The following is a 26694-nucleotide window of genomic DNA, read 5'->3' as shown; positions in this document are numbered from 1 at the left end:
AACAAATTCTTAGTATCTTCAAAGGTAGAAAGTTTTTCTCAACGAGTTCTTTTTGTAAACTTAACAACAAAATTTCTTTCAAAAAAATAAGTCTTCTCTACAAAACCCTTTTTTTTGGTGAAGTTTCCTTCCTAACAAAACCAATAGTCGTTTTTACGTATTGAAAAGACCTATTTACTCATTCCTATTTTTTTTAGAAAGATTCTTCTAACTCCGTCTTATCTCCCCCCTATACAACAAGTTCTTTTCTTAAAGAAATATTCGATTTGAAAAGCGGCCTCTCTTTTATTATTCTATAAGATTTGCCATGCACATCTATTATTAAACTCAAAAAAAATGACTACTCGTTTGTCATAACATTTGGAATTTTCATATTTCCCATCTTACCAATTAAACCCATCCTCATCTTTTTGATTTCTTCAAAAAATTGAATTACAGTTTCCTTGTTCGATGCATACTCCCTATAGGAATAGGCATATAAAACTACGTAATTTCCCGATTCATTTTTTTGATTTTGGTAACGATAAATATTCCATTCGTAAGTACCCTGCCCATCACTTAACATAAAATCAATCATGATTTCTCCCTTTTGCTTATTTTCAAACTTTTGATAATTTACTACTGGATCTTCTTTTTTTCTATTTTCTAATTCGAAAAGTTTTCCATGAACTACTTCAGCTACAGAAAGGGTTGCTTTTACAGCTTCTACCATCATCATTTTTTTATATTGAGGTAGCTTATCATCTTTCCTCAAATACTCTTGTTTATAGTACTCGGGAGATGGATGAGAGCTCCATTTGAGCTCGAACTCTTCTTGATTAAATTCGATTTTCTTTCCTACAGAAAGAAAATCTTTTGGTGCTGGCTCTTTAGTAGCTGATATCAATATTAAATTTAAAAACACGAGTATAATTATTTTATGATTTCTTTTCATTTTTTAGACATTACAGGACACTCCCTTTATTCTTAGATGTTTTTCGATTATTTTCGCTAGCAAAACGAATAAATATTGAATGATCGTATTTACAATATAATTATCTCCTTCCAAAGAGATTTTTAAACTCTATAACCTATACGAAACTTCTTTTCTTTTTAAAACATACTAAATTAACAAATATTCACTAAAAAATATTATGATACTGCTGTTTTTGTTATGAACTGAGTTTCGAATACGAATTTTAGCAACTTTTACACTTTCTGTCATGGAGTATAACAATTGTCAAAAATCGTACACCATTGCTCATAATAACTTCCTGCCCAAACTTTCATATTCTTGAAATACCACTCAGCCGCTTTCGGAGCCAAACAAAAACCATTTTCATCATCTATAACTACTTCTTCTTCAAATTCATTTAAGGTATAATGTAGTGCTGAATTACATAATAAAAACTGCTCAATACTGCCTGCTATTGTTGTACCATACGCCCAACTTTCTGAACCATGAATCAATTGTTTCATCTTTGTAGTGCCTGACTCTAGGTCTATAACCACCGGATCACCTCCTTCATCAGCAATTATAAAATAATTTTCTGGCCATCCTTCAATTGGCTTTTGTTGAACTGTATTGTAGTTGTACCCATCTTGCATTTTTTTTAAGTTCTGAATACTATAAAGTCTCATTGGGTTTCCAACTGTGTCAAAATAAAAATCATTTAATGGGGCAACATATTGAATATATACCCTCAATTCTTCGGGCAATTCTTGGCTAAATTCCTCCTTTATTCTTTCAACTTCAAAATATTGATCTTTTTCCTCCGATAAAAGATCAATATTTAAAAAGTCAGCAATCCATTTTAATGTCTTTTTCATCTTCATTTACTTTCAAACCGAAAAAAACAAGTATTCTTTTTATTATTTAATAATCAACTCTTGTTCAATGCTAATAGTTGCGTCATTTAGTTTATTAAGCAATTTCAATTTCTCTACACTTGTATTGTACATTCTTGCTATTCCATAAAGCGTTTCTCCTTTCTTTACAATATGATATAAGGCTGTTTTATGTTGGGAAGTATTTGTTCTTTTCTTTTTTACCTTATCATACTTATATAATTCATACTTGTTAATAATATGAATTAGCTTTTGCGGGTATCTTTTATCGGTGGCATACCCCGCTCTTCTTAATCCATATGCCCATCCTTTATAATCTGTAAGTCTTAACTTAAATAATTTTGCATATCGTTTTCTTCCTACCAAAAATTTAGAATGATCTTCATAAGATGTTTCTGGGTACTTATATTTCCTAAAGCACTCTCCGATCTCATCATCATCATGCGTTACTCTCTTACCTTCCCATCCTTTATGACATTTTATTCCAAAATGGTTATTTGATCGTATTGCTAAGGGACTCCTACCACTTCCTGATTCTAAAACTCCTTGCGCCAATGTAATACTTGCTGGTATTTTATATTCATGCATTTCTTTAACTGCTATTGGAGCAAATTTTTGTATATAACTTAATGTGTGGTTGGCATTTGTTTTATGAACTTTTTTAATAGGTGTTATTTGTGGTATTGTAGTTTTTTGTTCATTGGTGTTTTTCAAAACAATTTTCGTTTTTGATGCCCTAACGATGCTTCTTCTAGTACTACAACTTGTAACTATTAATAAAATGACCAGAATAATTAAAATAGATTTTACCTTCATTAAATAATTATTTTTTCTTTATTTTTTCTTTGTAATTGCTTATTGACTCCATGAATTCCTTGCAAACCTCCTGTGTGAATGAGTAGTATATTACTTTTTTTAGGGAATTGATTTTGTTCAATTAAATCCATAATTCCAAATACCATTTTACCTGTATAAATCGGATCTAATAATATATGCGTTTCTTTATTAAATTCATTTATAAATTGAATTAACGCATCATTATATTTACCATATCCTCCAAAGTGATACGCTGTTTGCAAACTCCAATTTTGTTCATTCTTTATATATACTGCTATTTCTTCTCTTAAGAAATCTCCTTTTAATGCAGGAAACCCTATTACTTTTTGATGTTTTTTTACGGAATTAATTATCCCAGAAATTGTTCCTCCTGTACCAACAGCGCAGCAAATATAATCGAATTTCACATCTTCTTCTGTTAATATTTCTTGGCAACCTTTTACTGCTAATTCGTTTGTACCTCCCTCTGGGATCAAATAAAAATCTCCAAATTTATTTTTTAATTCTTTTAAAAAATCAGCGCTCCTTTTTTCTCGATACCTAGCTCTTGAAATAAAATAGAATTTCATTCCATTATCATAAGCTTCTTTAAGTGTTTTATTTTCGTTTAATGTTTTTTCTAAGTTTGTTCCCAATTCATCTCCTCGAATGACTCCGATAGTTTTGAGTCCTGACAATTTTCCTGCAACAGCAGTTGCTACAATATGATTAGAAAAAGCTCCTCCAAAAGTTAATAAGGTATCTTTATGTGTGTTTTTTGCTGCCGCTATATTGTATTTAAGCTTTCTATATTTATTTCCTGACACTAACGGGTGAATCTTATCTTCTCTTTTTATAAACAAATTAATTTCTTTGGCATCTAGTACCAAACTCTTTATTTGCTCATTTTTAACGTTTAAATTCACCTTTGACATCATCCTTACTAATTTTCGAATACCTTATTTATTATTCCCAATGGTTTATGATTTCTGAAAGTTCTCCTACATAAGTATTAACCCAATAAATATCACCATTTTCTAACTGGATGAATATTCTATAATATCCTGATTTGTGGTTACTCATATCAATATTGAACTTCCTAGTACCCTTTGCTCTAAATGAATAGATCGCTTTTTTCTTAATTGCTGCTTCAGGATATAAACTCGATTTTAATAATCTTTTAAAATTAATATTTAAAAAATCAACAGCAAGAACCCCTTCTAAAATCCATATGTTTTTAATATCGCTTTTTCCTCTTATTGATAACAAATTTCTTGTTGGAATTGGATATACCCATATTTTTTCACTTTCTATTTCAGACATTGTTGATTCCTCTCCTCCAACAGCCCTCACTTTTGTTAATGTATTTGGATTCCCTAGCTTTCCTTCTGATATTCCTAAAGTATTAATCAGTTCAATACCCGTTACTAATTCAATATTTTCAGCATTTACAATTGCTTCTTCATTAGAATCGCAAGAGCACAGAGCAAGTACAAAAAATAATGATATGAAATTCTTCATCCAATTAGTTTTATTTATAGTTTGACACCTTTTCCTCTACCAACTCCCACTCCTCCATCAATTGATCTACTTTTGACTTCTTTGCTTTGTATTTTTCGAAGAAGTTTGGTCGAGCAGCAACTTCATCATAATTCTGAGCAAGTTCCAAATCTATTTTTTCTATTTCGGCTTCCAAGTCAGAAATTTCGGTTTCTATTTTACCCAATCTATTTTTTAATTTTTTCAACTCTTTTTCTTCTTCTCTCGATAATAGATATGCTTCCTTTTTAGAGGTTTCTTTTTCTTCTTTCACAACTGTTCTTTTTTCTGCTTCTCGCAAGCTTTCCATTTTATGTTGTTCTAAAAAGTAATCAATATCACCTAAATACTCTTTAATAACCTTGTCTTTAAACCCATAAACAGTTTTTGTTAATCCTTGTAAAAAATCACGATCATGAGAAACTATAATTAGTGTTCCATCAAAATTTTGAAGGGCTTGTTTCAATACATTTTTAGAAGCAATATCTAAATGGTTAGTAGGCTCATCCATTATTAATACATTAAACGGAGATAGAAGTAGCTTACACAGTGCCAAACGATTACGCTCACCTCCTGATAGCACTTTTGCTTTTTTATCTACTGCATCCCCTCCAAATAAAAATGCTCCTAACATATCTCTTACCTTCATTCTATTAGTATCTGTAGCTGCATCTTCCATGATTTCTAATACTGTTTTTTCTGGAGGCAAATGTTCTGATTGATTTTGAGCAAAATATCCTATTTCTACATTATGTCCTAGTTTTAAATCCCCTTTAAAAGAAACATCTCCTACCATCATTTTTGCTAGGGTTGATTTTCCTTGCCCATTTTGACCTACAAAAGCAATCTTACTATTTCTTTCAATCAATAAATCTACATTTTCTAAAACCTGTTTGTCTCCATAACTTTTACTTAAATTTTCAGCTTCTACAATTATTTTCCCTGGTTCTTTAGAAACAGTAAAACGTACATTCATTGTTGCATTATCGTCTCCATCCACCTCTATACGTTCTACCTTATCCAATTTTTTTATTAAAGACTGTGCCATGGATGCTTTATTTGCTTTAGCCCTGAACTTTTCAATCAACTTCTGCGTATGCTGAATTTCTTTTTCTTGATTCTTCTGCGCTTGAAGTTGTTTTTCTTTTATTTCAGCCCTCAACTTTAAAAACTGAGAATATGGCTTCTTATAATCATAAATTTGCCCTAAAGATATTTCTATTGTTCTGTTAGTAACATTATCTAAAAACATTTTATCATGAGAAACCAGTACAATTGCTCCTGAATAATTCTTTAAAAAATTTTCCAACCAAATGATTGATTCTATATCTAGATGGTTTGTTGGCTCATCTAATAGCAATATATCATTCTCTTGTAATAACAACTTTGCTAGCTCTATACGCATACGCCATCCTCCAGAAAAAGTATCTGTAAGTTTATCAAAATCTTCTCGTTGAAAACCTAACCCTTGTAAAATCTTCTCCGTATCTCCCTGATAGTTATAGCCTCCTAATAATTCATAGCGTTCTGTTAAATCCGTTAAACTTTCAATTAACTCAGCATATGAATTGCTTTCGTAATCTGTTCTCTTTCCTAGTTCTTCATTAATTTCATCGAGTTTTAATTCAATTTCTTTAATTTCTTCAAAAGCTTGATAGGCTTCTTCTAAGATGGTTCTACCCGCCACAAAATCTATATCTTGACGCAAAAACCCTATACGTACATCTTTATCAAATGCCATGGTACCTCCACTACTTTCGATATCTTTTGATAGTACTTTTAATAAAGTAGATTTCCCTGCTCCATTCTTACCAATCAATCCTATTCTATCTCCTTTATTCAACTTAAAAGTGATTCCCGAAAATAAATCAGATCCCATAAATGAAACTGATAAATTATGTACGTTTAACATATAAATTCTTTCTATTTAATTTAACTTTGTAACTAATGTTACGTCACTTGTTTTTGCTTTTGCCGATTTTTGCACAAACTTACAAAAAACAGCGTACCAAAACCCATTTACACACAGAAGAATATGTTCAAAAAAGGTTCTAAACTATATAGCATTTTCAAAACAAAATGCCCTAGGTGTCATGAAGGAAGTTTTTTCAGATATGGTTTTACTTTTAATCCAAAGAAAATTACTCAAATACATGATCATTGTCCTACATGCGATTTAAAAAATATGATGGAGCCCTCTTTTTTTTATGGGGCTATGTATGTCAATTATGCATTAACAGTAGCTATTTCAGTTGCTGCATTCATCATTGGTAAAATTTTCATCAATTTAAGCTTATTGCAAACTTTTGCTTTTATTTTATTAGTACTATTTCTTCTTATTCCTGTAACACTTCGTTTATCTAGGATTATTTGGATCAATATGTTTGTTTCCTATGATGAGAAATATTTAAAAACCAGCTCAAAAGAAAAAGTCATCTAGCAATTTGACTTAATACTATTTATTAATTGAAACTACCTTCTAAACACTCCTTTTTTTTAGGTTATTTCAAATAATAGCTAGTATCACTCACTAATACTACATTTGGCGGAGTTGAAATTCTTTTAAAATCCAAGGTTTTCGACTCCGCTCATCATAACTTCTTCGACTTCATCGCAAAAGAAATAGTGCTACTTAGAGCCTAGTCAACTCCCTTTATATTTTGCTTAAAAACCTTTTAATATCGATATCCTTGCTTAACTCCTCTTTTTTTTCTAGATGCTGAAACAAACTGTTAGCCACTGTTGGGGCAATCATTACTCCACGAGTTCCTAATCCATTTAAAACGGCTAATTGTGTATGCTTCTCATGAACTCCTACCAAAGGCCTTCTATCTTTTACAGTAGGTCTTATTCCTGCCGTTTGATCTACAATCGTATATGGAACCGTAATCACCTTCTTCAATTTTTCCACCAACTCTTCTCTTCCTACCTCTGATACTTTTGATGTCTTATCCTTCCAATTAAACGTTGCACCTACCTTATAATGATGATTCCCTAGAGGTAATACAAATAATGCCGATTTTAAAAGAAAATCTATATTTAATGCTGGTGCATGTATTGTTATCAACTCCCCTTTAGCTTCTTTTAACGGTAAATCTTTAAAATAAGGATTGTTTTTGATTCCAAACCCTTCACAAAAAACAATATATTTTGCTTTAACTCCCTTATAAATCACCTCCTTTTCTAGAAAACGTATCTCTTCATAATTAAACTTTTCAAAGTAAATTTCTTTTCTTTCTTTAAGATAAGCTCTATATAATGACACCAGCTTTTTGGTATCTATTCTTCCTGTCCCTTTTAGCTCCCCAAAACCAAAATCAGCTATTACTCCTGCTACTTTTTCATGCAATATTGTTGGTTTCATATATAGAGATAATACTGGCTTATCAGTAGCTACAAACCAATTATTTTCATCCTCAATTGATTTAAAAGCTTTTCTAGTTACCAGTGGAGTATCTAGTTTCTCTTTGAATTTATTGGCTATTTTTTTGTAAAATGGAATTGCCAAGGCTAGCTGCTCATGTCCATTCCAAACAGGTGTAAATCTTTTTAAAACAACAGGGTTATATACTCCTCCCGCTACTAAAGATGAGGTTTGAGAATGATCTTCATAAACTACAAAAGACTTCTTATGCTCAATCAATTTCTCTGTAAAAGCTAATCCTGCTAAACCTAAGCCAACAATAATATAATCTACATTCATTTTTCAAAAATACTTCTTTAAAAAGAAAAAGCGCTTGCAAATTGCAAACGCTTTTTCTTTTTATATATCAATTAAATTAATAATTCCACATATCCATTTCTCTATCACGAATTCCTTCTTTAATTCTATCAGCTTCTAATAACTGGAATAAAGAATTTCCTCTAATATAATCTTTAATTTTTCTATCACCATATAAGTTTTCCTCTCTAACAATCGTAGAATTAAATCTACGAGCATTTAACAAATTGTCATAAGAGATAGGTTGCGCTGAGTTTTCTGAATTAAATACTTTAGATTTATGTAGCTCATCTCTTGCATCTGGATAAAATACCCAAAACAATTCATATACACTATCTTTGTCATCTATTTCATCTATACCAATAGTTTGAACATCTGGCCCCATAGGAGCTATTGCCAACAATCTGTACTTTAGTTCCCCCTGACGCTTATCAAAATACCAAAGTCCTTTTAATAAATATCCTTTAATATCTGCAGATTGAATTGAATATGTATCTGTATAATCACCATTCTGACGTTCGTTATAAACCACTTTTTTAATCTCTTCTGGAGTTGTTTTCGTTGTAAAATAAGAATCTGTATAAATTTCTGTTATTTTACCTGAATTAATTCCTCTTAACAAAGTATCAAACAACGATCGTCTTCTGTTAGAAGTACTAGTCGTATCAATTGGATAATAATAAGGCAAGTTTATTTTTTGGTTTATATCTATGTATTCCCATACTACTTTAGACCATAATACATCTCTATCACTAATATAACCATAAGGTAATGGTTTATCATCTTCAATAGATTTTTGAGCCTCCGTTATTTTACCTATATCATCTGCTTTTACAGCATTTAAAAGGTTAGCTTGGGCATTTGCAACACTTGTAGCAGCAAACACAAATAACACTATGTAAAAACGCTTCCAATCCATACTTTACTATTATTTTTCTATTAATTTGTAATTTCTATACTTACAGGCAATACCTTTTTAATTTGGTAAGAAGATCCCGATACATTTGCTTTAATATCAAAAATCACAATTTGATCACCCCTTCTTGCCTTGCTTAAAGCTTGTTTAGCTCTACTATTAAACTTGGTTCCATTAACTGAAACAGTTACTTGCCCTGGTACCTTAACTTTAAAGCTACTTATATTTAATTTTAAATCGAATAAAAAGTCTGGCAATCCAGCGGCTACCGAAGTTCTTCCTAAACTAGCTTTAGGCATTTTAACAACTCCATACTGCCCTCTTACCATTCCTACTGCTGGTGGAATATCTTTTATTCTAAACTTTTTATTTGAGCTTACAGGTGTTCCGTCAGGTAACTTTCCTGATACTCTAATCGTAACATTACTACCTCCTTTTCCTGTTGGTCTCATTACGTAACTACTACCTTTAGTTCTTGTTAAACCAGGAGCAGAAGCTACTACTTTATGCGAAGGAATTCCAGGGATAGAAATTGTTAACGGATTCGTTAACCCTTTATATACCACATTCATTTTGTCTGCAGAAATTACAGCCTCGTTTGGTTTTGGAATTACAGCGTAAGACCCCTTTATAGGAATTGTTACTAAAGAGTCATTTTCCATAAATTGGAACTCTCCTTTTAATTCTTTATCACCTACAGACCCTGCTGGTCCATCTAAAATTACTTGACCTGCTTGAATCTTATCTGCAGCAATTTCTTCACCATTAACAATTACCTTTTCAGCAGTTAAGTTATCATCTTTTTTACCCAAAACGATTTTCCCAGATAATTTTTCTCCGGCGTAGTATGCATTCTTTTCAAAAAGTACCATTGCTTCGTAATTTTTTAACGAAACGGCACTTTCCAATTCTCCTTGTAATAGAGAAGATAACGCTTCTGCTTCAGTAGCTCTAATATCTGCCTGAATTTGAGTTAGTTTTGTTATAGATGCTATTAAAGGAAAACCTTCATAATTATATTTTAACCAATTTTTCTTAATTCCTTCTTTGTCTTTTACATCTGCTGTTGAAAAACGCATTTTGACAATTTCAGAAAGTTCGCTTCCTCCTAATATTTGAGCTGACTGGTCTCTAAAGTTATTAATTTTATCAACAAACTCTTTTCCATTAGGAGATATTTTTCCTCCTTTAAAAAAATATTGATCTAAAAAATCAGACTTATCCATTGATTCAAAAGCAGTAACATCTTCTATGCCAACAATCATCTTGTCTTTCAAATCACCTATGAAAGTATAAAGATTATTAGCCATGGCTTTTATTCGATCTGTTTTAGCCTTTGCGGGCCCATATTGCTTGGCTTGTTCAGTTGCCTTTAAAGCCAAAGCGTCATAAGCACTTGCATTTTTCTCTTCTAATCTTTTGTTAGAATCTACTAGTTTACCATTCATCAATCCAAAAGCAGACAGTACTTCCTTACTCATGTTCATTGCTAACATTGCAATAAACACTAAGTACATTAAGTTTACCATTTTCTGCCTTGGAGATAGTTTTCCTCCTGCCATATTAATTAGTTTTTTTCAGGGTTATTAAATATCTATTTACTTACTAATTAATTTTTTGACATTGCTGACAACATACCACCATAAACTCCATTAAGAGATGATAAGTTTGTTGCTAAAGATTCCATTTGATCTTGTAATTTTTGAGAATTCTCTACCATTGCTGAATTTAAGTCTGCTTGCTTTGATGCATTTTCAACCTGTACTTCATACAAGCTATTTAATGACTCCATCTTTACTGCAGCTAAAGACATTTGCTCATTATATTTATTGGTAGATGCTACTGTTTCTGTTGCTGAAGTTAAGCCTTCTGCTGCTCCTTGGAAATTTTGAATACTGCTTCCTAAGCTTCCTATTAATTCTGCATCCAATTTAGCTTCTTTTAATATATCATCAAGCTTTTGTGACAACATGCTTTGTGCATCACCTGTAGAAGCATCTTTGCCTCCATTACCTAAACTTTGTCCACCTGCTAATTCTGGGTACACTTTTGTCCAATCCAATTCATCATCTACAGGTTCAAAAGCAGATATTGCAAATACCAATGCCTCTACTATTAATCCTATCGTAAGAATCATACCTCCTGTTATAGGTCCGAATGAAAGGTGCTGTATTTTACATAAAGCTCCAAGGATTACTACGGACGCTCCCAGACCGTAAACCATGTTCATTAATTTTTTGCTTGATTTTGATTGTGCCATAATTTTTAATTTTTAAGGGAATTTTATTATAAAGTTGAATTAATTTTTCTTTGTTCCTAAATAATCTTGAACAGTTCTGAAACCGATATAACTTCTTGCCGTATCTGCATACTCCCAATCTCTAGAACCTACTTCTAAGAAATATGCTACATCTTTCCATGAACCTCCTCGAATAATTTTTCTTTGATTCTCTCTATTCTCTACGTTAGGATTCATTGTTGACCCCATGTAGTAAGACATTTGATTATATGCTGTATTTGTCCATTCAGCTACATTACCAGCCATATTATACAATCCATATTCATTTGGATTGAAAGACACGGCTTCCATTGTATATAAAGCTCCATCTGCGGCATAATCTCCACGAACAGGTTTAAAGTTTGCTAAGAAACAACCTCTATCACTAGTTGTGTTAGGCCCTCCCCAAGGATATTTTGCATAATTCAAACCTCCACGAGCAGCATATTCCCACTCGGCCTCCGTTGGTAACCTAAATGATGGTACCAACCCTAGATTCTTTTTAGATCTCTGATACGTATTTTTTATTTGCGTTCTCCAATGACAAAAAGCTCTTGCTTGGTACCAATTGATTCCTACAACAGGGTATTCCTCATATGCTTTGTGAGCAAAATATTCTTGATGCATTGGATCATTATAAGAATAGTTAAAATCTTTAATCCATACAGTAGTATCTGGATAAATATTTAAAACTTCATCTCTCATAAAATCTTTTCTACTTTTTCCTGTTCTCGCAGCTTGTTCATTATCAAACCAAAAGTATCTGTAATTTAATAGTTTTGTATTAAAAGTTCTTATGCCGTTTAAAGCCTCATCCTTCTTGATATACAAAGAATCCATAACTTCTACATAATCAACATCAGGATACTCGTCTTTTTCCCAAATTAATTTCTCCTCCCAATTTAAAGGTTTCAAAGAGTCTATTCCTTCTCCTAACTCATAATAATTTTCTCTCATATATTTTTGATATGGAGACTCATTAATCGTATCAGCAGAAGCAAATGCATATCGTTGAATTCCTTGTGCTTTCTTTCCTACATTAGCTGGATCATTATCTCCCGCAGCAAATTCTGCTTGGTATGCCAACTTCGTTCTTGTAACAGAATCTCGTACCCAAACAACGAACTTCTTATATTCACTATTTGTGATTTCAGATTCATCCATATAAAATGGCTGTACTGTCACTGTTTTTGTTGGGGCATTCATTGCTCCTAAAGGATCTTCATCTTGCTTACCCATGGTAAATGACCCTCCTGGGATTAATGCCATACCATATGGTTTTTCTGCAAACCATTTTCTTTTGGACTTCACTCCAACTAACTCTCCTCTATCGTTACTTGAACCACATCCGTAAACGATGGAAACCAATAATGCAAATACTACTATTTTCTTCATACTATATTCTTTCTTATAAAAGAGGCGTAAACCTATTATTTTTTTTGCTAAAAAACAATTCTTTACTAATCATTAAACTTAATTTTATCAAGATAATTGCTTTTACGTAAGCTTTTGCAGTGCTTTATACCATCTTTCAGGAATTTTATGATTTAAGGCTAATTCATAATCCTGATAGTCACATGGTATTAACGCATGTCTTTTATGTTTATTATTCGTTATTAAATTTATTTCCATCCACCAACGACCACTTTTATCGCTTTTATAGAAGTTTAGTGGATCATCATTATCCAACATTACCGTAAATTTTTGGTAACTTTCTTTTGTTGCATAAGGATAGTCTTTAGCTCTAGAATTCACCCCTTCAACAAAAAACCAGATCATTTGGGCTATTAAACTAGCTGTCTGATTATTTCTATCCAAACTAGCATTATACTCGTAAATACCGAAAGAGGTCACTTTATCACTAATACCTGCGTAACGAGCTATTGCACAAATTTCCTCTCCATAAAATCCGTTTGGGGAAGCATTATTATTTGCAGGAGCTTCACTTTGCCTTATACTACTGATATCAATACTTACGATATCAGCATCTCTCATAATTGGCTCTACTAAGGTTACTTTTTTCACCATCCCTAAACGGTAGGTATCAAAAAATAAATTATTTAATAATTTTATTTCCTCTTGAGGATTCAAGTATGTTTGATAGCCTATATTGCTATAATTAAACAAATTATTCGGAGCTTCCATAATCACCTTGCTTAAAAATGATTTTGAAGATAATGCTCCTTCTAAATCACCTAAATCAAACTGACTATCTACTCCTACTAGATTTACCGTTTGCTCTAATGTATCATAAGCTCTATAGTTTGCGTAAGTGATATCTTGGCCTCCTCCTATAATAATTGGAATTATATTTTTTTTAAGAAGAGATAACACTATTTCTGATACCGCAAAATAGGTATCTTTGATTGTGTTTCCCTTTTGAATATTTCCTATATCTGCTATTTGAAGGTTCCAATCTCCTAGATATAACTCGTATAATTTTTCTCGAATTTTATTCAAATTTTCACCACAACCTACGTTATTTATTACTCCTCTACCTTCTTCAACTCCTAGTATCGCCACCTGAACAACTTCCAAATCAGGGAAGCCATTTTCTTTAGTATGGATAAAAATATTTCTCCCTAAGGCAGCAGAAGATTGTGACACGTTATTCACTGTCACTGAATCTTTTACAGGGATTAAAAAGTCAAAATTCATTTATCTAGGGGAATAAATTGATTGCTGCAATATACTAACTATTTTTTTTTCTTTGCTTTTTTCTTAGTAGTTTTTTTCTTGGGCGTTTTGGCTTCTATCAATTTTTCTGCCTCTTCTTGGGTCATCTTCTCTATCTCAGTTGTTTTAGGTAACTCTACCTTTATTTTCCCTTTTATCACATTGAAACGTCCCCAACGGGCCTTCTCTACACGAATACCTACTTCCTCAAAATTATGGATCAATTTCTCGCGTTCTTTTCGCTTCTTATCTTCTATTAATTCCTCCAAATCTGATTTAGATAAGTTCTCAAAATCATATTTTTTATTTACATTAATAAAAATAGAATTCCATTTTATGTAAGGACCAAAACGACCTACTCCTTTTTGGATAGGCATTCCTTCATACACACCTATTGGTGCATCTGCTTTACGTTTTGCTTCTATTAGTTCAATAGCTCTATCCATATCTACAGACATCGGATTTTCTCCTTTGTCTAAAGAAACATACTTCCCATCAAACTTAATATAGGGTCCAAAACGACCATTTGCTACTACTACCTCCAAATTATCATACGTTCCTAAAGTTTTTGGTAACTGAAACAAATCCATTGCTTCCTCATAAGTAATAGAGTTCATTGTTTGATCTCCTTGTAAGCTTGCAAACTTTGGTTTTTCTTCATCTGTAGCTTCTCCTATTTGTACCATCGCTCCAAAACGGCCTAAACGCACATATACGTTTTTCCCACTATCGGGATCTACTCCTAAAAGTCGCTCTCCTTTAGCTCTCTCAGCATTAGCTGCTACGTCTTCTACTGTAGGATGAAAATCTTGATAAAACTCTTTAATCATTCTTATCCAATCTTCCTTACCTTCTGCTATATTATCAAAATCAGATTCAACTTTTGCTGTAAATCCAAAATCTAGGATATTAGAAAAGTTAGCTACTAAAAAATCATTTACGATATTTCCTATATCTGTTGGAACTAATTTTCCTTTATCTGAGCCTACTTTTTCAACTAGCTTTTTTTCGTCAACCTTATTTTCTTTTAAAATTAATTGTGCATAAGGTCTTTCTTTTCCTTCTACCGTGCCTTTTTCAACGTATTGTCTTCTTTGTATTGTTGAAATGGTTGGCGCATAGGTAGATGGACGACCGATCCCTAATTCTTCCAGTTGCTTTACCAAAGAAGCCTCTGTAAAACGACCTTTAGACCTAGTGTAACGCTCCGTAGCTGTTATATACTCATTTTTCAACAATTCATCTACCTTCATCATTGGTAGCATGCCCGCAGTTTCCTCTTCTTCATTATCAGTTCCTTCTAAATATACTTTTAAAAACCCTTCAAAAGTAATCACCTCTCCATTAGCTGTAAATTGCTTTTTATTTTTATCATTATCAATTTTAACAACTGTTCTTTCTAATTGCGCTTCACTCATTTGTGATGCAATAGTACGTTTCCAAATTAAACTATAAAGTCTGGCTTGATCGTACTCTCCTGAAATTTCATGGCTCTCCATATTTGTTGGACGGATTGCCTCATGAGCTTCTTGCGCTCCCTTTGATTTTGTTGAAAAATTACGTGGTTTACTATATGCTTCTCCGTATGAATTAATAATTTCCGTTTGCGCTGCATTCTTTGCATCATCAGATAAGTTTACACTATCTGTTCTCATATATGTGATAAGCCCTGCTTCATACAAACGCTGAGCAACCATCATTGTTTTGGCTACGGGAAATCCTAATTTTCTTGAAGCTTCTTGCTGTAATGTTGATGTTGTAAAAGGTGGAGCTGGTGATTTTTTAGCGGGCTTTTTTTGTAGGTCTGCTACTGTAAATTGAGCTTCTATACAAGAATCCAAAAAAGCAGCAGCTGCTGCTTTCGTTGGAAAATTCTTTCCTAACTTAGCCTTGAATTTTTTACCATTTGCACTTACAAATTCTGCATCAACCCTGTAAGATGCTACCGGAACAAAACACTCTATTTCTCGTTCACGCTCTACAATCAAACGAACTGCTACTGATTGGACTCTACCAGCTGACAAACCTCCTTTTACTTTTCGCCACAGTACTGGTGACAACTCGTAACCTACTAACCTATCTAAAACCCTACGCGCTTGTTGAGCATTTACTAAATTATAATTAATATCTCTAGGATTATCAACTGCTTTCAATATTGCTTTCTTAGTAATTTCATGAAAAACAATACGTTTTGTAGTATCTTCTTTTAGTTTTAATTGCTCTGCTAAATGCCAAGCAATTGCCTCTCCTTCTCGATCTTCATCACTTGCCAACCAAACAGTTTCTGCTTTCTTTGCTAAATCTTTTAGTTTTTTTACAACTGCTTTCTTATCAGTAGAAACAATATACTTGGGCAAAAAATCTCCTTCTACATCTACGCCTAATTCCTTCGAGGGTAAATCTGCAATGTGTCCAAAACTCGATTCAACTTGAAAATCTTTTCCTAAAAATTTTTCAATTGTCTTTGCTTTTGCAGGTGACTCTACGATTACTAAGTTTTTTGCCATAATGTTTCTTTGTCTTTACAATACCTACTTTTTTTAATGGGGTATTTGATTTTGCAAAAGTAGCCACTTTTTTTTTATAAAAAATTTTTAAAGGATTTTTTACCATAATTTTATATATCATTTACTATTAAATTTCTGACAATATGTCATAGGTTTTGTTTTTTGGTTGTATCTTTGCGTTTTAGTTTTAGGATGATTTAAGGATTTTATGGAACACGTAGAAAAGGTAATAGACGAAAAAATTCAAGGGAAAGCCCTTGTTACAACAAATAAAAAAGAAAACAACAAGAAGCTTTTTATTGAGAGTTATGGCTGTCAAATGAATATGAATGATAGTGAAATTGTTGCTTCTATCTTGGCTGACCAAGGTTTTAACACAACGCAATCTTTAGAAGAGGCCGATTTGGTATTGGTAAACACTTGTTCTATTAGAGAAAAAGCAGAAACAACTATTCGCAAACGTTTACAGAAATATAACGCTGTTAAAAAAACAAACCCCTTAATGAAAGTAGGAGTTTTAGGCTGTATGGCTGAACGTTTAAAAGAAAAGTTTTTAGAAGAAGAAAAAATTGTCGATCTAGTTGTTGGCCCTGATGCTTATAGAGACTTACCAAATTTACTCGCGGAAATTGATGCTGGTAAAGATGCTATCAATGTTATTTTATCAAAGGAAGAAACTTATGGAGATGTTGCTCCTGTTCGTTTGAATTCAAATGGAGTTTCTGCTTTTGTTTCTATTACTCGTGGTTGCGATAATATGTGTACATTTTGTGTCGTTCCATTCACTAGAGGCCGAGAGCGAAGTCGAGATCCTCAAAGTATCACTAAGGAAATTCGTACTATGCAAGAAAAGAATTTTAAAGAAATTACGCTATTAGGTCAAAACGTTGACAGTTATCTGTGGTATGGAGGTGGCTTAAAAAAAGACTTTAAAAAAGCTTCTGAAATGGCACAAGCTACAGCAGTTGACTTTGCACAACTACTAGATATTGTAGCTACTGAGTTTCCTAAAATGCGTTTCCGCTTTGCCACTTCAAACCCGCAAGACATGAGCTTAGATGTGATTCATACCATGGCAAAGCACAAAAATATCTGCAAATACATCCACCTACCTGTTCAAAGTGGTAGTAATAATATGCTTAAAGCAATGAATCGTCAGCATACCAGAGAGGAATATATTCAGTTAGTGGATACTATCTACAAAATCATTCCCGAAATGGCTTTATCTCAAGATATGATTGCCGGTTTTTGTGGAGAAACGGAACAAGATCATCAAGACACACTAGATTTAATGAGACATGTTAAATATGATTTCGGATTCATGTTTGCTTATTCAGAAAGACCTGGAACTTTAGCTGCTAAAAAGATGCCAGATGATGTTCCTAATGCTGTTAAAAAAAGACGATTACAAGAAATTATCGATTTACAACAAGAACACAGCCTATACAGAACCAATCAACATTTAGGAAAAACCGAAGAAGTTTTAATTGAAGGAGAGTCAAAAAAATCTACAACCCATTGGAAAGGGAGAAATACTCAAAACACGGTAATTGTTTTCCCTAAAGAACATTATAAAGTAGGCGATTTTGTAAATGTAAAAATTGAAGATTGTACCTCTGCTACATTAATAGGTACTGCCGTTGGGTACTCTGACAATAATTAAACTTAAAAGAAAAAACCCTATATAAAATTCTACAAGAAATGGAAAACTTAACAACCATTAAACAACGCTTTGGTATCATTGGTAATGACCCTCAACTTCATCGGGCTATGGAAAAAGCCGTGAGAGTTGCTCCTACTGATATTTCCGTATTGGTTACTGGTGAAAGTGGTGTGGGAAAAGAAAGTATTCCAAAAATAATTCATCAATTGTCTCATAGAAAACACGCTAAATACATTGCTGTAAACTGTGGAGCCATTCCTGAAGGAACTATCGATAGTGAATTATTTGGCCATGAAAAAGGTGCTTTTACAGGAGCCACAAATACAAGAAAAGGGTATTTCGAAGTTGCTGATGGTGGTACTATCTTTTTAGATGAAGTTGGAGAGTTGCCTTTAACAACTCAGGTTCGTTTATTGCGTGTTTTGGAGAATGGAGAATTTATAAAAGTAGGATCTTCTCAAGTACAAAAAACAAATGTTCGTATCATTGCTGCCACCAATGTACAAATGCAAAGCGCTATTGCTAAAGAGAAATTTAGAGAAGATTTATATTACCGTTTAAGTACTGTAGAAATTCACTTGCCTCCTTTGAGAGAAAGAGGTCAAGATATTCATTTATTATTTAGGAAGTTTGCTTCTGATTTTGCTCAGAAATACAGAATGCCTACCATTCGTTTAGATGAAAATGCTACTAAGGCACTATTGAACTATCATTTTCCAGGGAATATTCGTCAACTAAAAAATATTGTTGAAGAAATTTCCGTTGTTGAAGAAAACAGAAATGTTTCCTTAGAAAAAATCATTCAATACCTCCCCGATAATAAAGGTAATTTACCTGCTATTGTTGGCAGTAAAAATAACTCAAATGATTTTGCTACAGAAAGAGATATCATGTACAAAATTTTATTTGACATGCGTAATGATCTTAACGATTTAAAAAAGTTAACCTTAGATTTAATGCAAAATGGGAACACTGAAAAAGTTCAAGCAGAAAATCATCAATTAATTGAAAAAATCTACCAAGATCAACACAGAAAAGCAAGTCCAAATCCTGTTGAAGTAGTTCAAATTCCGCAAAAATCTCTTGAAAACAACTACGAATTTGCAGAAACTATAGAAGAAGATGAAAATCTTTCTTTGCAAGAAAAAGAAATTGAAATGATTCGAAAATCTCTAGAAAAAAACAACAATAAACGCAAACTTGCTGCCAAAGAATTGGGTATTTCAGAAAGAACTTTATACCGAAAAATAAAACAATACGATCTATAATCTATTTATTTTTTGTTTAAAACTAATATTAAAATATCATGAAAACATACATCTATATATTTTTTGCTTCTATAATTTTAGGATTATCAATCATCAGTTGTGGAGCATATTCTTTTACTGGAGGAAATACGGGAGATGCCAAAACAATTCAAATAGATTTTTTTCCTAATCAAGCTTCTTTAGTTGAACCTTCACTGAGTCAAAAATTCACATTAGACCTACAAGATTTATTCACCAGACAAACAAATCTTACGCTTACTTCTTCTGGAGGCGACCTACATTTTGAAGGGGAAATTACAGATTACAGAATCACTCCTATGAGTGCCACCGCACAGCAAACAGCTGCTCAAAACAGACTCACGATAACAGTTAATGTTCGATTTACCAATCGTTTAAATGAAAAAGATGATTTTGAAAAGCAATTTTCTTTTTATGACGATTTTGGGGCTAACCAGCAACTTTCTGGAAGTGCTCTAGAGGGGATTTTATCTACAATTTTAGAACGTATTACACAAGATATTTTTAATGCATCCGTAGCTAAATGGTAGTTAGCAATTTCATAGAACTATTGAAAAAACCCACGAAGGTTGGGCAACAAAATGCTTTGGAACTAAAAAAAGTTATTGAAAAATATCCTTATTTCCAATCTGCTCGTTCTTTACACTTAAAAAGCTTAAAAAAGCAAGAGAGCTATAAATACAACAAAGAATTAAAAGTTACAGCTGCTTATACTACTGATAGAACTATTTTATTCCATTTTATCTGTTCTGAAGAACACTATCCAAAAAACAATTCTTATTCAAGAGAGAATTTTTCAGCTAATAAACCTAAAGAAATTCAAAAGGCTGAAGAAGAGTTGTCTATTGGAAAACCATTGTCTTTTTCTCATAACGAAGCACATTCTTTTGGGCAATGGTTGCAACTGGCCTCCCAAAAACCGATTATAAGAATAAAAGAAAACAAAGAAAAAAATCACAAGGATCTTATTATTGATGAATTTATCAAAAATAACCCTAAGATTTCACGAGTAAATAAAAATGCTCCGGTAGAACCCAAAACTACTGAAAGTACTAAGAGTACACTTCCCATGACAGAAACTTTGGCAAGAGTATATCTAGAACAAAAAAAATACAACAATGCTATAAAAGCTTATAAAATATTAAGTTTGAAATATCCAGAAAAAAGTGGTTTCTTTGCAGACCAAATTAAAAGAATACAAATTTTACAAAAAAATAAATAATGACAGCTTATACTTTAGTTTTAATATTAATATTAATTGTGGCTTTTGCCTTAATTTTAATTGTTATGGTTCAAAATCCTAAAGGGGGTGGTTTATCTTCATCTTTTGGAGGTGGAGCTCAAAGCTTAGGTGGTGTTCAAAATACCAATAATTTTCTTGATAAAGCTACTTGGACATTAGCTATTGCAATGTTTGTTTTAATTTTATTAGCAAATTTTGCTATCCCTAGAGGTAATTCAAGTGAAGTTCCTTCATTAGAAAATACTTTAGAGAATGTTGAAAAAACAACACCTGTAGAAGCACCTGCAGCTACTACTAAGGATTCTGTCAATTAAGATATTTTCAAAATAAAAAAAATGCCAACGTGTCATTCACGTTGGCATTTTTTTTTATTTTTCTTTAAATTCATACTACTACCTAGATAAATTGTCAGTCTTGATTACAATGGCATAATTTCTGACATTTCCAAGGTCATAAATAACTTAATTAAACAATAAAATGGGATTAAACTTAAAACCTTTAGCAGACAGAGTTCTTGTAGAACCAGCTGCCGCTGAAACCACTACAGCTTCAGGAATCATAATTCCTGACAATGCAAAAGAAAAGCCACAAAAAGGCACTATCGTTGCAGTAGGTACAGGAACTAAAGATGAGCCTTTAACTGTAAAAGTGGGTGATACTGTTTTATATGGAAAGTACGCTGGAACAGAATTAAAATTAGAAGGGAAAGATTATTTAATAATGAGAGAAAGCGACATCTTCGCTATTCTTTAATCTTCCATAACTTACTAAAGAAATTTATTAAAATTAAGCCGAAAAGGCAAACAACTTAAAAGAAAATGGCAAAAGATATAAAATTTGATGTAGATGCACGTGACGGTTTAAAACGCGGAGTAGATGCATTAGCAAACGCGGTAAAAGTAACCTTAGGTCCAAAAGGTAGAAATGTAATTATCTCCAAATCTTTTGGAGCTCCTCATGTTACTAAAGACGGAGTTACTGTTGCAAAAGAAATAGAGTTAGAAGACACCCTTGAAAACATGGGGGCTCAAATGGTAAAAGAAGTGGCCTCTAAAACCAATGATTTGGCTGGTGATGGAACTACTACTGCTACTGTATTGGCACAAGCTATCGTTAAAGAAGGATTAAAAAATGTAGCTGCTGGCGCAAATCCAATGGATTTAAAAAGAGGTATTGACAAGGCCGTAACTTCTATAGTAAATGATTTAGAAAAACAGTCTGAAGAAGTGGGTAGCTCTTCTGAAAAAATTCAGCAAGTAGCCTCTATTTCTGCAAATAACGACAGTGTTATTGGTGACTTAATCGCTACTGCTTTCAATAAGGTAGGAAAAGAAGGTGTTATTACTGTTGAGGAGGCCAAAGGTACAGAAACATATGTTGATGTTGTTGAAGGAATGCAGTTTGATAGAGGTTATTTATCTCCTTACTTTGTGACTGACGCTGATAAAATGATTGCTGACTTAGAAAACCCATATATTTTATTATTCGATAAGAAAATTTCTAACCTACAAGAAATTCTTCCTATATTAGAACCTGTTGCCCAATCTGGTCGTCCTTTAGTGATTATTGCTGAAGATGTAGATGGGCAAGCATTGGCTACTTTAGTGGTTAATAAATTAAGAGGAGGCTTAAAGATTGCCGCTGTAAAGGCTCCTGGTTTCGGTGATAGAAGAAAAGCCATGCTAGAGGATATCGCTATCTTAACTGGAGGTACTGTAATTTCTGAAGAAAGAGGTTTTTCTCTAGAAAACGCTACTTTAGATTTATTGGGTACCGCTGAAACAGTAACTATAGATAAAGACAATACGACTGTTGTTAATGGTGCTGGAGATGCTACTCAAATTAAAGCTAGAGTAAACCAAATAAAAGCACAGATAGAAACTACTACTTCTGATTACGATAAAGAAAAACTACAAGAACGCCTAGCTAAATTAGCTGGAGGTGTTGCTGTTTTATATGTAGGAGCGGCCTCTGAGGTTGAAATGAAAGAAAAGAAAGATCGTGTAGATGATGCTTTACATGCAACTCGTGCAGCTGTTGAAGAAGGTATTGTTGCCGGGGGTGGTGTTGCTTTAGTTCGCTCTAAAAAAACATTAGAAACTCTTGCTACTGAAAACTTAGATGAAACAACAGGTATTCAAATTGTAAATAAAGCTATTGAAGCCCCTTTAAGAACTATTGTTGAGAATGCAGGTGGAGAAGGTTCTGTAGTGATCAATAAGGTATTAGAAGGCGAAAAAGACTTTGGTTATGATGCTAAGTCTGAAGCATATGTAAATATGCTTAAAGCAGGAATTATTGATCCTAAAAAAGTGACTCGTGTAGCCTTGGAAAATGCTGCTTCTGTTGCTGGAATGATCTTAACTACTGAATGTGCCTTAGTTGATATCAAAGAAGAAACTCCTGCTGGTGGAATGCCTCCAATGGGTGGTGGAATGCCAGGAATGATGTAATCTTAAATTCATTTACATACCAAAAATAAAACCTCGAAGTGAATTCTTCGAGGTTTTATTTTTACCTTAATTTCTTACTAGTAATCGAAAGTTTTTCTTTTTCCTAAATTAAATTTTCCTTTCTACAACGTAGTCTATCATTTGCTGTAAAGACTTTTTATATGTTGATTCTGGATAATTTTCTAATATAGCCAATGCTTTGTTTTTATAGTCGTGCATTTTTTGAACTGTGTACTCCAATCCTCCATTCTTTTTTACAAATGCAATTACTTCTTTCACTCTTCTTTTATCTTTATTATGCTTTTTAACACTATTGATTAACCATGCTTTTTCTTTAGCTAAACAGGTATTTAATGTATAAATTAGAGGAAGCGTCATTTTTTGCTCTTTAATGTCAATCCCTGTCGGTTTTCCTATCTTATCTTCAGTATAATCAAACAAATCATCCTTAATTTGAAATGCAATTCCTATGTATTCCCCAAATTTTCTCATTTGCTGTACCGTTTCGTTACTCGCTCCTACAGAGGCCGCCCCAATCCCGCAGCACGCCGCTATCAAAGTTGCTGTTTTTTGGCGAATAATTTCAAAATACACTTCTTCTGTAATGTCTAATTTTCTAGCCTTTTCAATTTGCAACAACTCTCCTTCGCTCATTTCTCTCACAGCTATTGAAATAAGCTTTAATATATCAAAATCCTCATTATCTATAGATAGCAACAATCCTTTTGATAATAAAAAATCACCTACCAAAACCGCTATTTTATTTTTCCATAGCGCATTAATCGAAAAAAAGCCTCTTCTTCTATTACTATCATCTACAACATCATCATGTACTAAAGTAGCGGTATGAATTAGCTCTACTACAGAAGCTCCTCTATAGGTTCTTTCATCAAATCCTCCATCTGAAACCATCTTTGCTACCAAAAACACAAACATAGGCCTCATTTGCTTTCCTTTTCTTCTTATAATATAATAAGTTACTCTGTTTAGTAATGGAATTTTAGAAAGCATTGCCTCCTTGAATTTTGTTTCAAAGAGTTCCATTTCATTTTGGATCGGTAATTTTATTTGCTCTACTGGCTTCATTGGCTGACAAAAGTACAAAATTCTGCGAAGCCTTACGTAAAACATAATGCTATCTTGTATTGTTTCTGGTAAATGTTACATAAGATTTTTTTTAATTCTCTTTCTTCTAATAATTCTGTATCTTTGCCCTGTTTAGTAAAAACAGCTATGTATAAAATATCCAAAATCCTATTGCTATTCTCTTTAGTTTTTTGCTTCAGTTGCTTTGAAGCTATAGAGGAAATCAGCTTATCAAAAGATGGTAGCGGAAAAATTGCTATCACCCTCAACTTAAGTCAAAGTCGTACAAAATTAGCTTCTATTATGTTACTTGATAGTATTCATAATTACAAAGTACCTTCCCAAAAAGAGATAGAACGGGAGCTAAATAATATTAAAAACAAAATTTCCAAAATTAAGGGGACTTCTGAACTCAAAGTATCTAGTAATTTTAAAGATTATATTTTTAGCATTACTTGTAATTTTACTTCTGTTGAAGTATTAAATGAAGTAATTGCGTCCTTTAGCAATCAAAAAAATGGCTCTAAAATAAAAAAGCACAAACACTTCTCTTTCAATACAAAAAAAGGATTATTCAAAAGAAGCTATCATTACAATGTTAAAGAGTTTTTTGCTAAGGTTAAGAAAAAGGATAAAGCTATTTTTAATAATGCCTCACTTACAACCATATATCGCTTTAGCCGTCCAATAACCCATTTTTCTAATACCAAAGCTAAACGGTCTCCTAACAAAAAAGCGATACTGCTCATGGTAAAAGGAAATGAGCTCGTTAATGGAAAAGAAAGTATCAAAAACCAAATTTTTTTAAACTAAATAATACACCTACGCAATGAAAAAAACACTACTATTCTTATGTCTAATGTATGCCTCACTTTCGTTTAGCCAACGATTGGATCGTAAAATAGCCCAAAGCTCTGACCTTGTTGTTAGTATTAATGGCAATAATATTTTAGATTTATTAGATATTCATTTATTCGACAACTCAAGCTTCGGAAAAAAAGTACTGAAATCTGTTAACCGAAAAAGAAAAGAAAAGGTAAACTCTGTGGCTGATATTGGCTTTAGTTTAAAGAATAAATCTTATTATGCTTTTAAGCAAACTGATAGTATTAACTACCACACATTTGTAATGAACTTGAATAGTGCTAATGATTTTGAAAAGGTCATTGGCGAGTCTAAACAAAAAAAAATTATTAAAGAAAATGGAATAAACATACTACAAAACACGAAGGATATTACTATATGGAATGACCACACTTTATTATTAGTCATTGCCGATAGATCCTATTCTTATTTCAGGAAAAATAAAGAGCGCCTTATTAAAAGTCATGTTTGGGAAAGTAAATCTTTCTACAAATTAAAAAAACACCTCGCTAAAAAATGGACTAAAGAATATGCTCTAAACAGCTTTAATGAGAAAAATAAATCTATCAGAAATAATTCAAGTTATTTAAAATCAATTAATAAAAAAGCGATTGCCTCTTTATGGATCCGTAGTTATAGTGACTTGGTTAATTCTGCTCTTAAAAAAAATATGGGATTTCTCCTTAAAAAACTTGCCAATGATAAAGACACTCTTAAAAACAAATATACCGTAGAGAGTATGGTTGCGCATCTTTTTGTAAACAAAAACGATATTACGTTTAGTACTGAAATCTTCTTTAACAATGCGCTTGCTAAAAGCTTACGAAAAATATACAACTCTAAATTAAATAAAAGTTTTTTAAATTATATTGATACTAACAAAGCGCTCTCTTATCTTAGCTTTTCTATAAACACTTCTAATCTTTTAAAAGAATACCCTAATATAATTGTCAATACTTATGGCAGCTTATTTCCTAAAATTAAAGAAGAAGCTACTGTCGCCTCTGATTTAATTAACCTATTTTTAGATGAGGAAGCTATTGGAAAACTTGTTACTGGAGATGCCGTTTTGATTTTAAATGACTTAAAAGAAGAGGAAGTTAATTATACTACTTATGATTATGATAAGGATTTTAAGAAAACGGAAAATGTTAAGACTAAAAAAGAGCTAAGGCCTTCTTTCTTATTTATGCTAGGAACTGAGAATAAAGACCTAATTACTAAACTAAGCCTTTTAAGTGCTAAACACAATACCACTACTACTTATGATAAGTATTTTAAAGTATCTTCTTTAAAAGAAAAATTACCTATCGACTTATTTTTTACTACAAAAGACGGTATCTTTTTTGTAACAAATTCTGAAAAACAGATAAAAGATATTGCTAATGATACTTTTGTTAGTAATGTAAAAAAACATCAATCTTTATTACGCAAAAATTCTTCTGTTGCTTATATAGACATCAACGGTATTTTAGCCAAGCTTCCTAGCAATAGTAATAGCTATGAGGTTAAGCTAGCTACAAAGGTAATGACTACATTTAAGGAGGTTTATATTACTACTGGAAGTGTAAAAGGGAAACGTATGAAATCAGAATTAAAAATCAATTTAAAAGAAAGCTCAAAAAATCCTTTAGAAGTATTACTTGATTTATTTGAAGATATAAAATAACGCTTCTCATATTTTAGAACTTCCGATAAATCAATTGGAATTATTTTTAGTTTTTGACTCAAAAACAATATGTAAAATTTTATGATGTAATGCTAACTATCATTTGAAATTACCATTAAAATAGCATGCGTTTTTTCTTTATCATAGAAT

General features: G+C 32.3%; 24 protein-coding genes. 10 read left to right on the top strand and 14 right to left on the bottom strand.

Annotated features, from left to right (window positions below; all coding sequences use genetic code 11):
* Positions 1-340 precede the first annotated feature (340 nt).
* From MARIT_RS03675 to MARIT_RS03650, 6 genes are all read right to left on the bottom strand, one after another.
* Positions 341-934: a hypothetical protein gene (locus MARIT_RS03675; protein WP_157926184.1), complete on the bottom strand. Its 594-nt coding sequence runs from the start codon at positions 932-934 to the stop codon at positions 341-343.
* 266 nt (positions 935-1200) lie between these two features.
* On the bottom strand, positions 1201-1809 hold the full coding sequence (locus MARIT_RS03670) for an SMI1/KNR4 family protein (RefSeq protein WP_024741173.1): 609 nt from the start codon (positions 1807-1809) through the stop codon (positions 1201-1203).
* 42 nt (positions 1810-1851) lie between these two features.
* On the bottom strand, positions 1852-2643 hold the full coding sequence (locus tag MARIT_RS03665) for a glucosaminidase domain-containing protein (protein WP_024741172.1): 792 nt from the start codon (positions 2641-2643) through the stop codon (positions 1852-1854).
* A complete protein-coding gene (locus tag MARIT_RS03660; RefSeq protein WP_394364685.1) occupies positions 2643-3578 on the bottom strand; it encodes a 1-aminocyclopropane-1-carboxylate deaminase/D-cysteine desulfhydrase in 936 nt (311 codons plus the stop codon). Before MARIT_RS03660 ends, MARIT_RS03665 begins: the two co-directional genes overlap by 1 nt.
* Before the next feature lie 31 nt (positions 3579-3609).
* Positions 3610-4164: a hypothetical protein gene (locus MARIT_RS03655; protein WP_100210788.1), complete on the bottom strand. Its 555-nt coding sequence runs from the start codon at positions 4162-4164 to the stop codon at positions 3610-3612.
* Positions 4165-4174: 10 nt separating this feature from the next.
* Positions 4175-6094, bottom strand: a complete 1920-nt coding sequence (locus MARIT_RS03650) for an ABC-F family ATP-binding cassette domain-containing protein (protein WP_024741169.1) — start codon at positions 6092-6094, stop codon at positions 4175-4177.
* A 123-nt stretch (positions 6095-6217) separates the two neighbouring features.
* On the opposite strand from MARIT_RS03650, the gene MARIT_RS03645 reads away from it, so the two are divergent.
* Entirely contained in the window at positions 6218-6622 is a 405-nt protein-coding gene (locus MARIT_RS03645; protein WP_024741168.1) for a DUF983 domain-containing protein, read from the top strand.
* A gap of 213 nt (positions 6623-6835) precedes the next feature.
* Here the strand turns inward: MARIT_RS03645 and MARIT_RS03640 are convergent, their stop codons facing one another.
* The 7 genes from MARIT_RS03640 to topA form a co-directional block, all read right to left on the bottom strand.
* Positions 6836-7885 carry an NAD(P)/FAD-dependent oxidoreductase gene (locus MARIT_RS03640; RefSeq protein ID WP_100210787.1) on the bottom strand — a complete coding sequence of 350 codons (1050 nt, stop codon included), beginning with the start codon at positions 7883-7885 and terminating at the stop codon, positions 6836-6838.
* Between the two features lie 76 nt (positions 7886-7961).
* Complete coding sequence (gene porN / locus MARIT_RS03635; RefSeq protein WP_100210786.1) at positions 7962-8822, bottom strand: type IX secretion system ring subunit PorN/GldN; 861 nt, start codon at positions 8820-8822, stop codon at positions 7962-7964.
* Between the two features lie 20 nt (positions 8823-8842).
* Positions 8843-10381 (bottom strand): type IX secretion system motor protein PorM/GldM, encoded by a 1539-nt coding sequence (gene porM / locus MARIT_RS03630; protein ID WP_024741165.1) that lies wholly within the window; start codon positions 10379-10381, stop codon positions 8843-8845.
* 47 nt (positions 10382-10428) lie between these two features.
* The gene (porL, locus tag MARIT_RS03625) at positions 10429-11079 is read right to left on the bottom strand and encodes a type IX secretion system motor protein PorL/GldL (protein ID WP_024741164.1); all 651 of its coding nucleotides are present in this window, start codon (positions 11077-11079) and stop codon (positions 10429-10431) included.
* 39 nt (positions 11080-11118) lie between these two features.
* A complete protein-coding gene (gene porK / locus MARIT_RS03620) occupies positions 11119-12492 on the bottom strand; it encodes a T9SS ring complex lipoprotein PorK/GldK (RefSeq protein WP_024741163.1) in 1374 nt (457 codons plus the stop codon).
* Between the two features lie 102 nt (positions 12493-12594).
* Entirely contained in the window at positions 12595-13755 is a 1161-nt protein-coding gene (locus tag MARIT_RS03615) for a formimidoylglutamase (protein WP_100210785.1), read from the bottom strand.
* A 38-nt stretch (positions 13756-13793) separates the two neighbouring features.
* Positions 13794-16280: a type I DNA topoisomerase gene (gene topA, locus MARIT_RS03610; protein ID WP_038025549.1), complete on the bottom strand. Its 2487-nt coding sequence runs from the start codon at positions 16278-16280 to the stop codon at positions 13794-13796.
* Between the two features lie 208 nt (positions 16281-16488).
* On the opposite strand from topA, the gene miaB reads away from it, so the two are divergent.
* The 7 genes from miaB to groL all read left to right on the top strand — a co-directional run bounded on the left by miaB (position 16489) and on the right by groL (position 22925).
* Positions 16489-17943: a tRNA (N6-isopentenyl adenosine(37)-C2)-methylthiotransferase MiaB gene (gene miaB, locus MARIT_RS03605; protein ID WP_100210784.1), complete on the top strand. Its 1455-nt coding sequence runs from the start codon at positions 16489-16491 to the stop codon at positions 17941-17943.
* Positions 17944-17981: 38 nt separating this feature from the next.
* Positions 17982-19211 (top strand): sigma-54 interaction domain-containing protein, encoded by a 1230-nt coding sequence (locus MARIT_RS03600; RefSeq protein WP_024741160.1) that lies wholly within the window; start codon positions 17982-17984, stop codon positions 19209-19211.
* Positions 19212-19249: 38 nt separating this feature from the next.
* Positions 19250-19759 (top strand): LptE family protein, encoded by a 510-nt coding sequence (locus MARIT_RS03595; protein ID WP_100210783.1) that lies wholly within the window; start codon positions 19250-19252, stop codon positions 19757-19759.
* A gap of 20 nt (positions 19760-19779) precedes the next feature.
* The gene (locus MARIT_RS03590; protein WP_306301122.1) at positions 19780-20451 is read left to right on the top strand and encodes a hypothetical protein; all 672 of its coding nucleotides are present in this window, start codon (positions 19780-19782) and stop codon (positions 20449-20451) included.
* Complete coding sequence (secG, locus tag MARIT_RS03585) at positions 20451-20786, top strand: preprotein translocase subunit SecG (RefSeq protein WP_024741157.1); 336 nt, start codon at positions 20451-20453, stop codon at positions 20784-20786. Before MARIT_RS03590 ends, secG begins: the two co-directional genes overlap by 1 nt.
* 163 nt (positions 20787-20949) lie before the next feature.
* Entirely contained in the window at positions 20950-21225 is a 276-nt protein-coding gene (locus MARIT_RS03580) for a co-chaperone GroES (protein WP_024741156.1), read from the top strand.
* Positions 21226-21290: 65 nt separating this feature from the next.
* A complete protein-coding gene (gene groL, locus MARIT_RS03575; RefSeq protein ID WP_100210782.1) occupies positions 21291-22925 on the top strand; it encodes a chaperonin GroEL in 1635 nt (544 codons plus the stop codon).
* Between the two features lie 108 nt (positions 22926-23033).
* Here groL and MARIT_RS03570 read toward each other — a convergent pair whose 3' ends face one another.
* On the bottom strand, positions 23034-24011 hold the full coding sequence (locus tag MARIT_RS03570) for a polyprenyl synthetase family protein (protein WP_100210781.1): 978 nt from the start codon (positions 24009-24011) through the stop codon (positions 23034-23036).
* Positions 24012-24158: 147 nt separating this feature from the next.
* Between MARIT_RS03570 and MARIT_RS03565 the strand changes: the two genes are divergently transcribed.
* Together MARIT_RS03565 and MARIT_RS03560 are read left to right on the top strand one after the other, a co-directional pair.
* Positions 24159-24824 (top strand): hypothetical protein, encoded by a 666-nt coding sequence (locus MARIT_RS03565; protein ID WP_100210780.1) that lies wholly within the window; start codon positions 24159-24161, stop codon positions 24822-24824.
* Between the two features lie 16 nt (positions 24825-24840).
* Positions 24841-26544 (top strand): hypothetical protein, encoded by a 1704-nt coding sequence (locus MARIT_RS03560; RefSeq protein ID WP_157926183.1) that lies wholly within the window; start codon positions 24841-24843, stop codon positions 26542-26544.
* The last annotated feature ends 150 nt before the right edge of the window (positions 26545-26694 follow it).

Source organism: Tenacibaculum maritimum NCIMB 2154 (assembly GCF_900119795.1).
GTDB classification, from domain to species: domain Bacteria; phylum Bacteroidota; class Bacteroidia; order Flavobacteriales; family Flavobacteriaceae; genus Polaribacter; species Polaribacter maritimus.
Note: the sequence above shows the minus strand (reverse complement) of the source record. Positions and strands in the feature narration are given on the sequence as shown.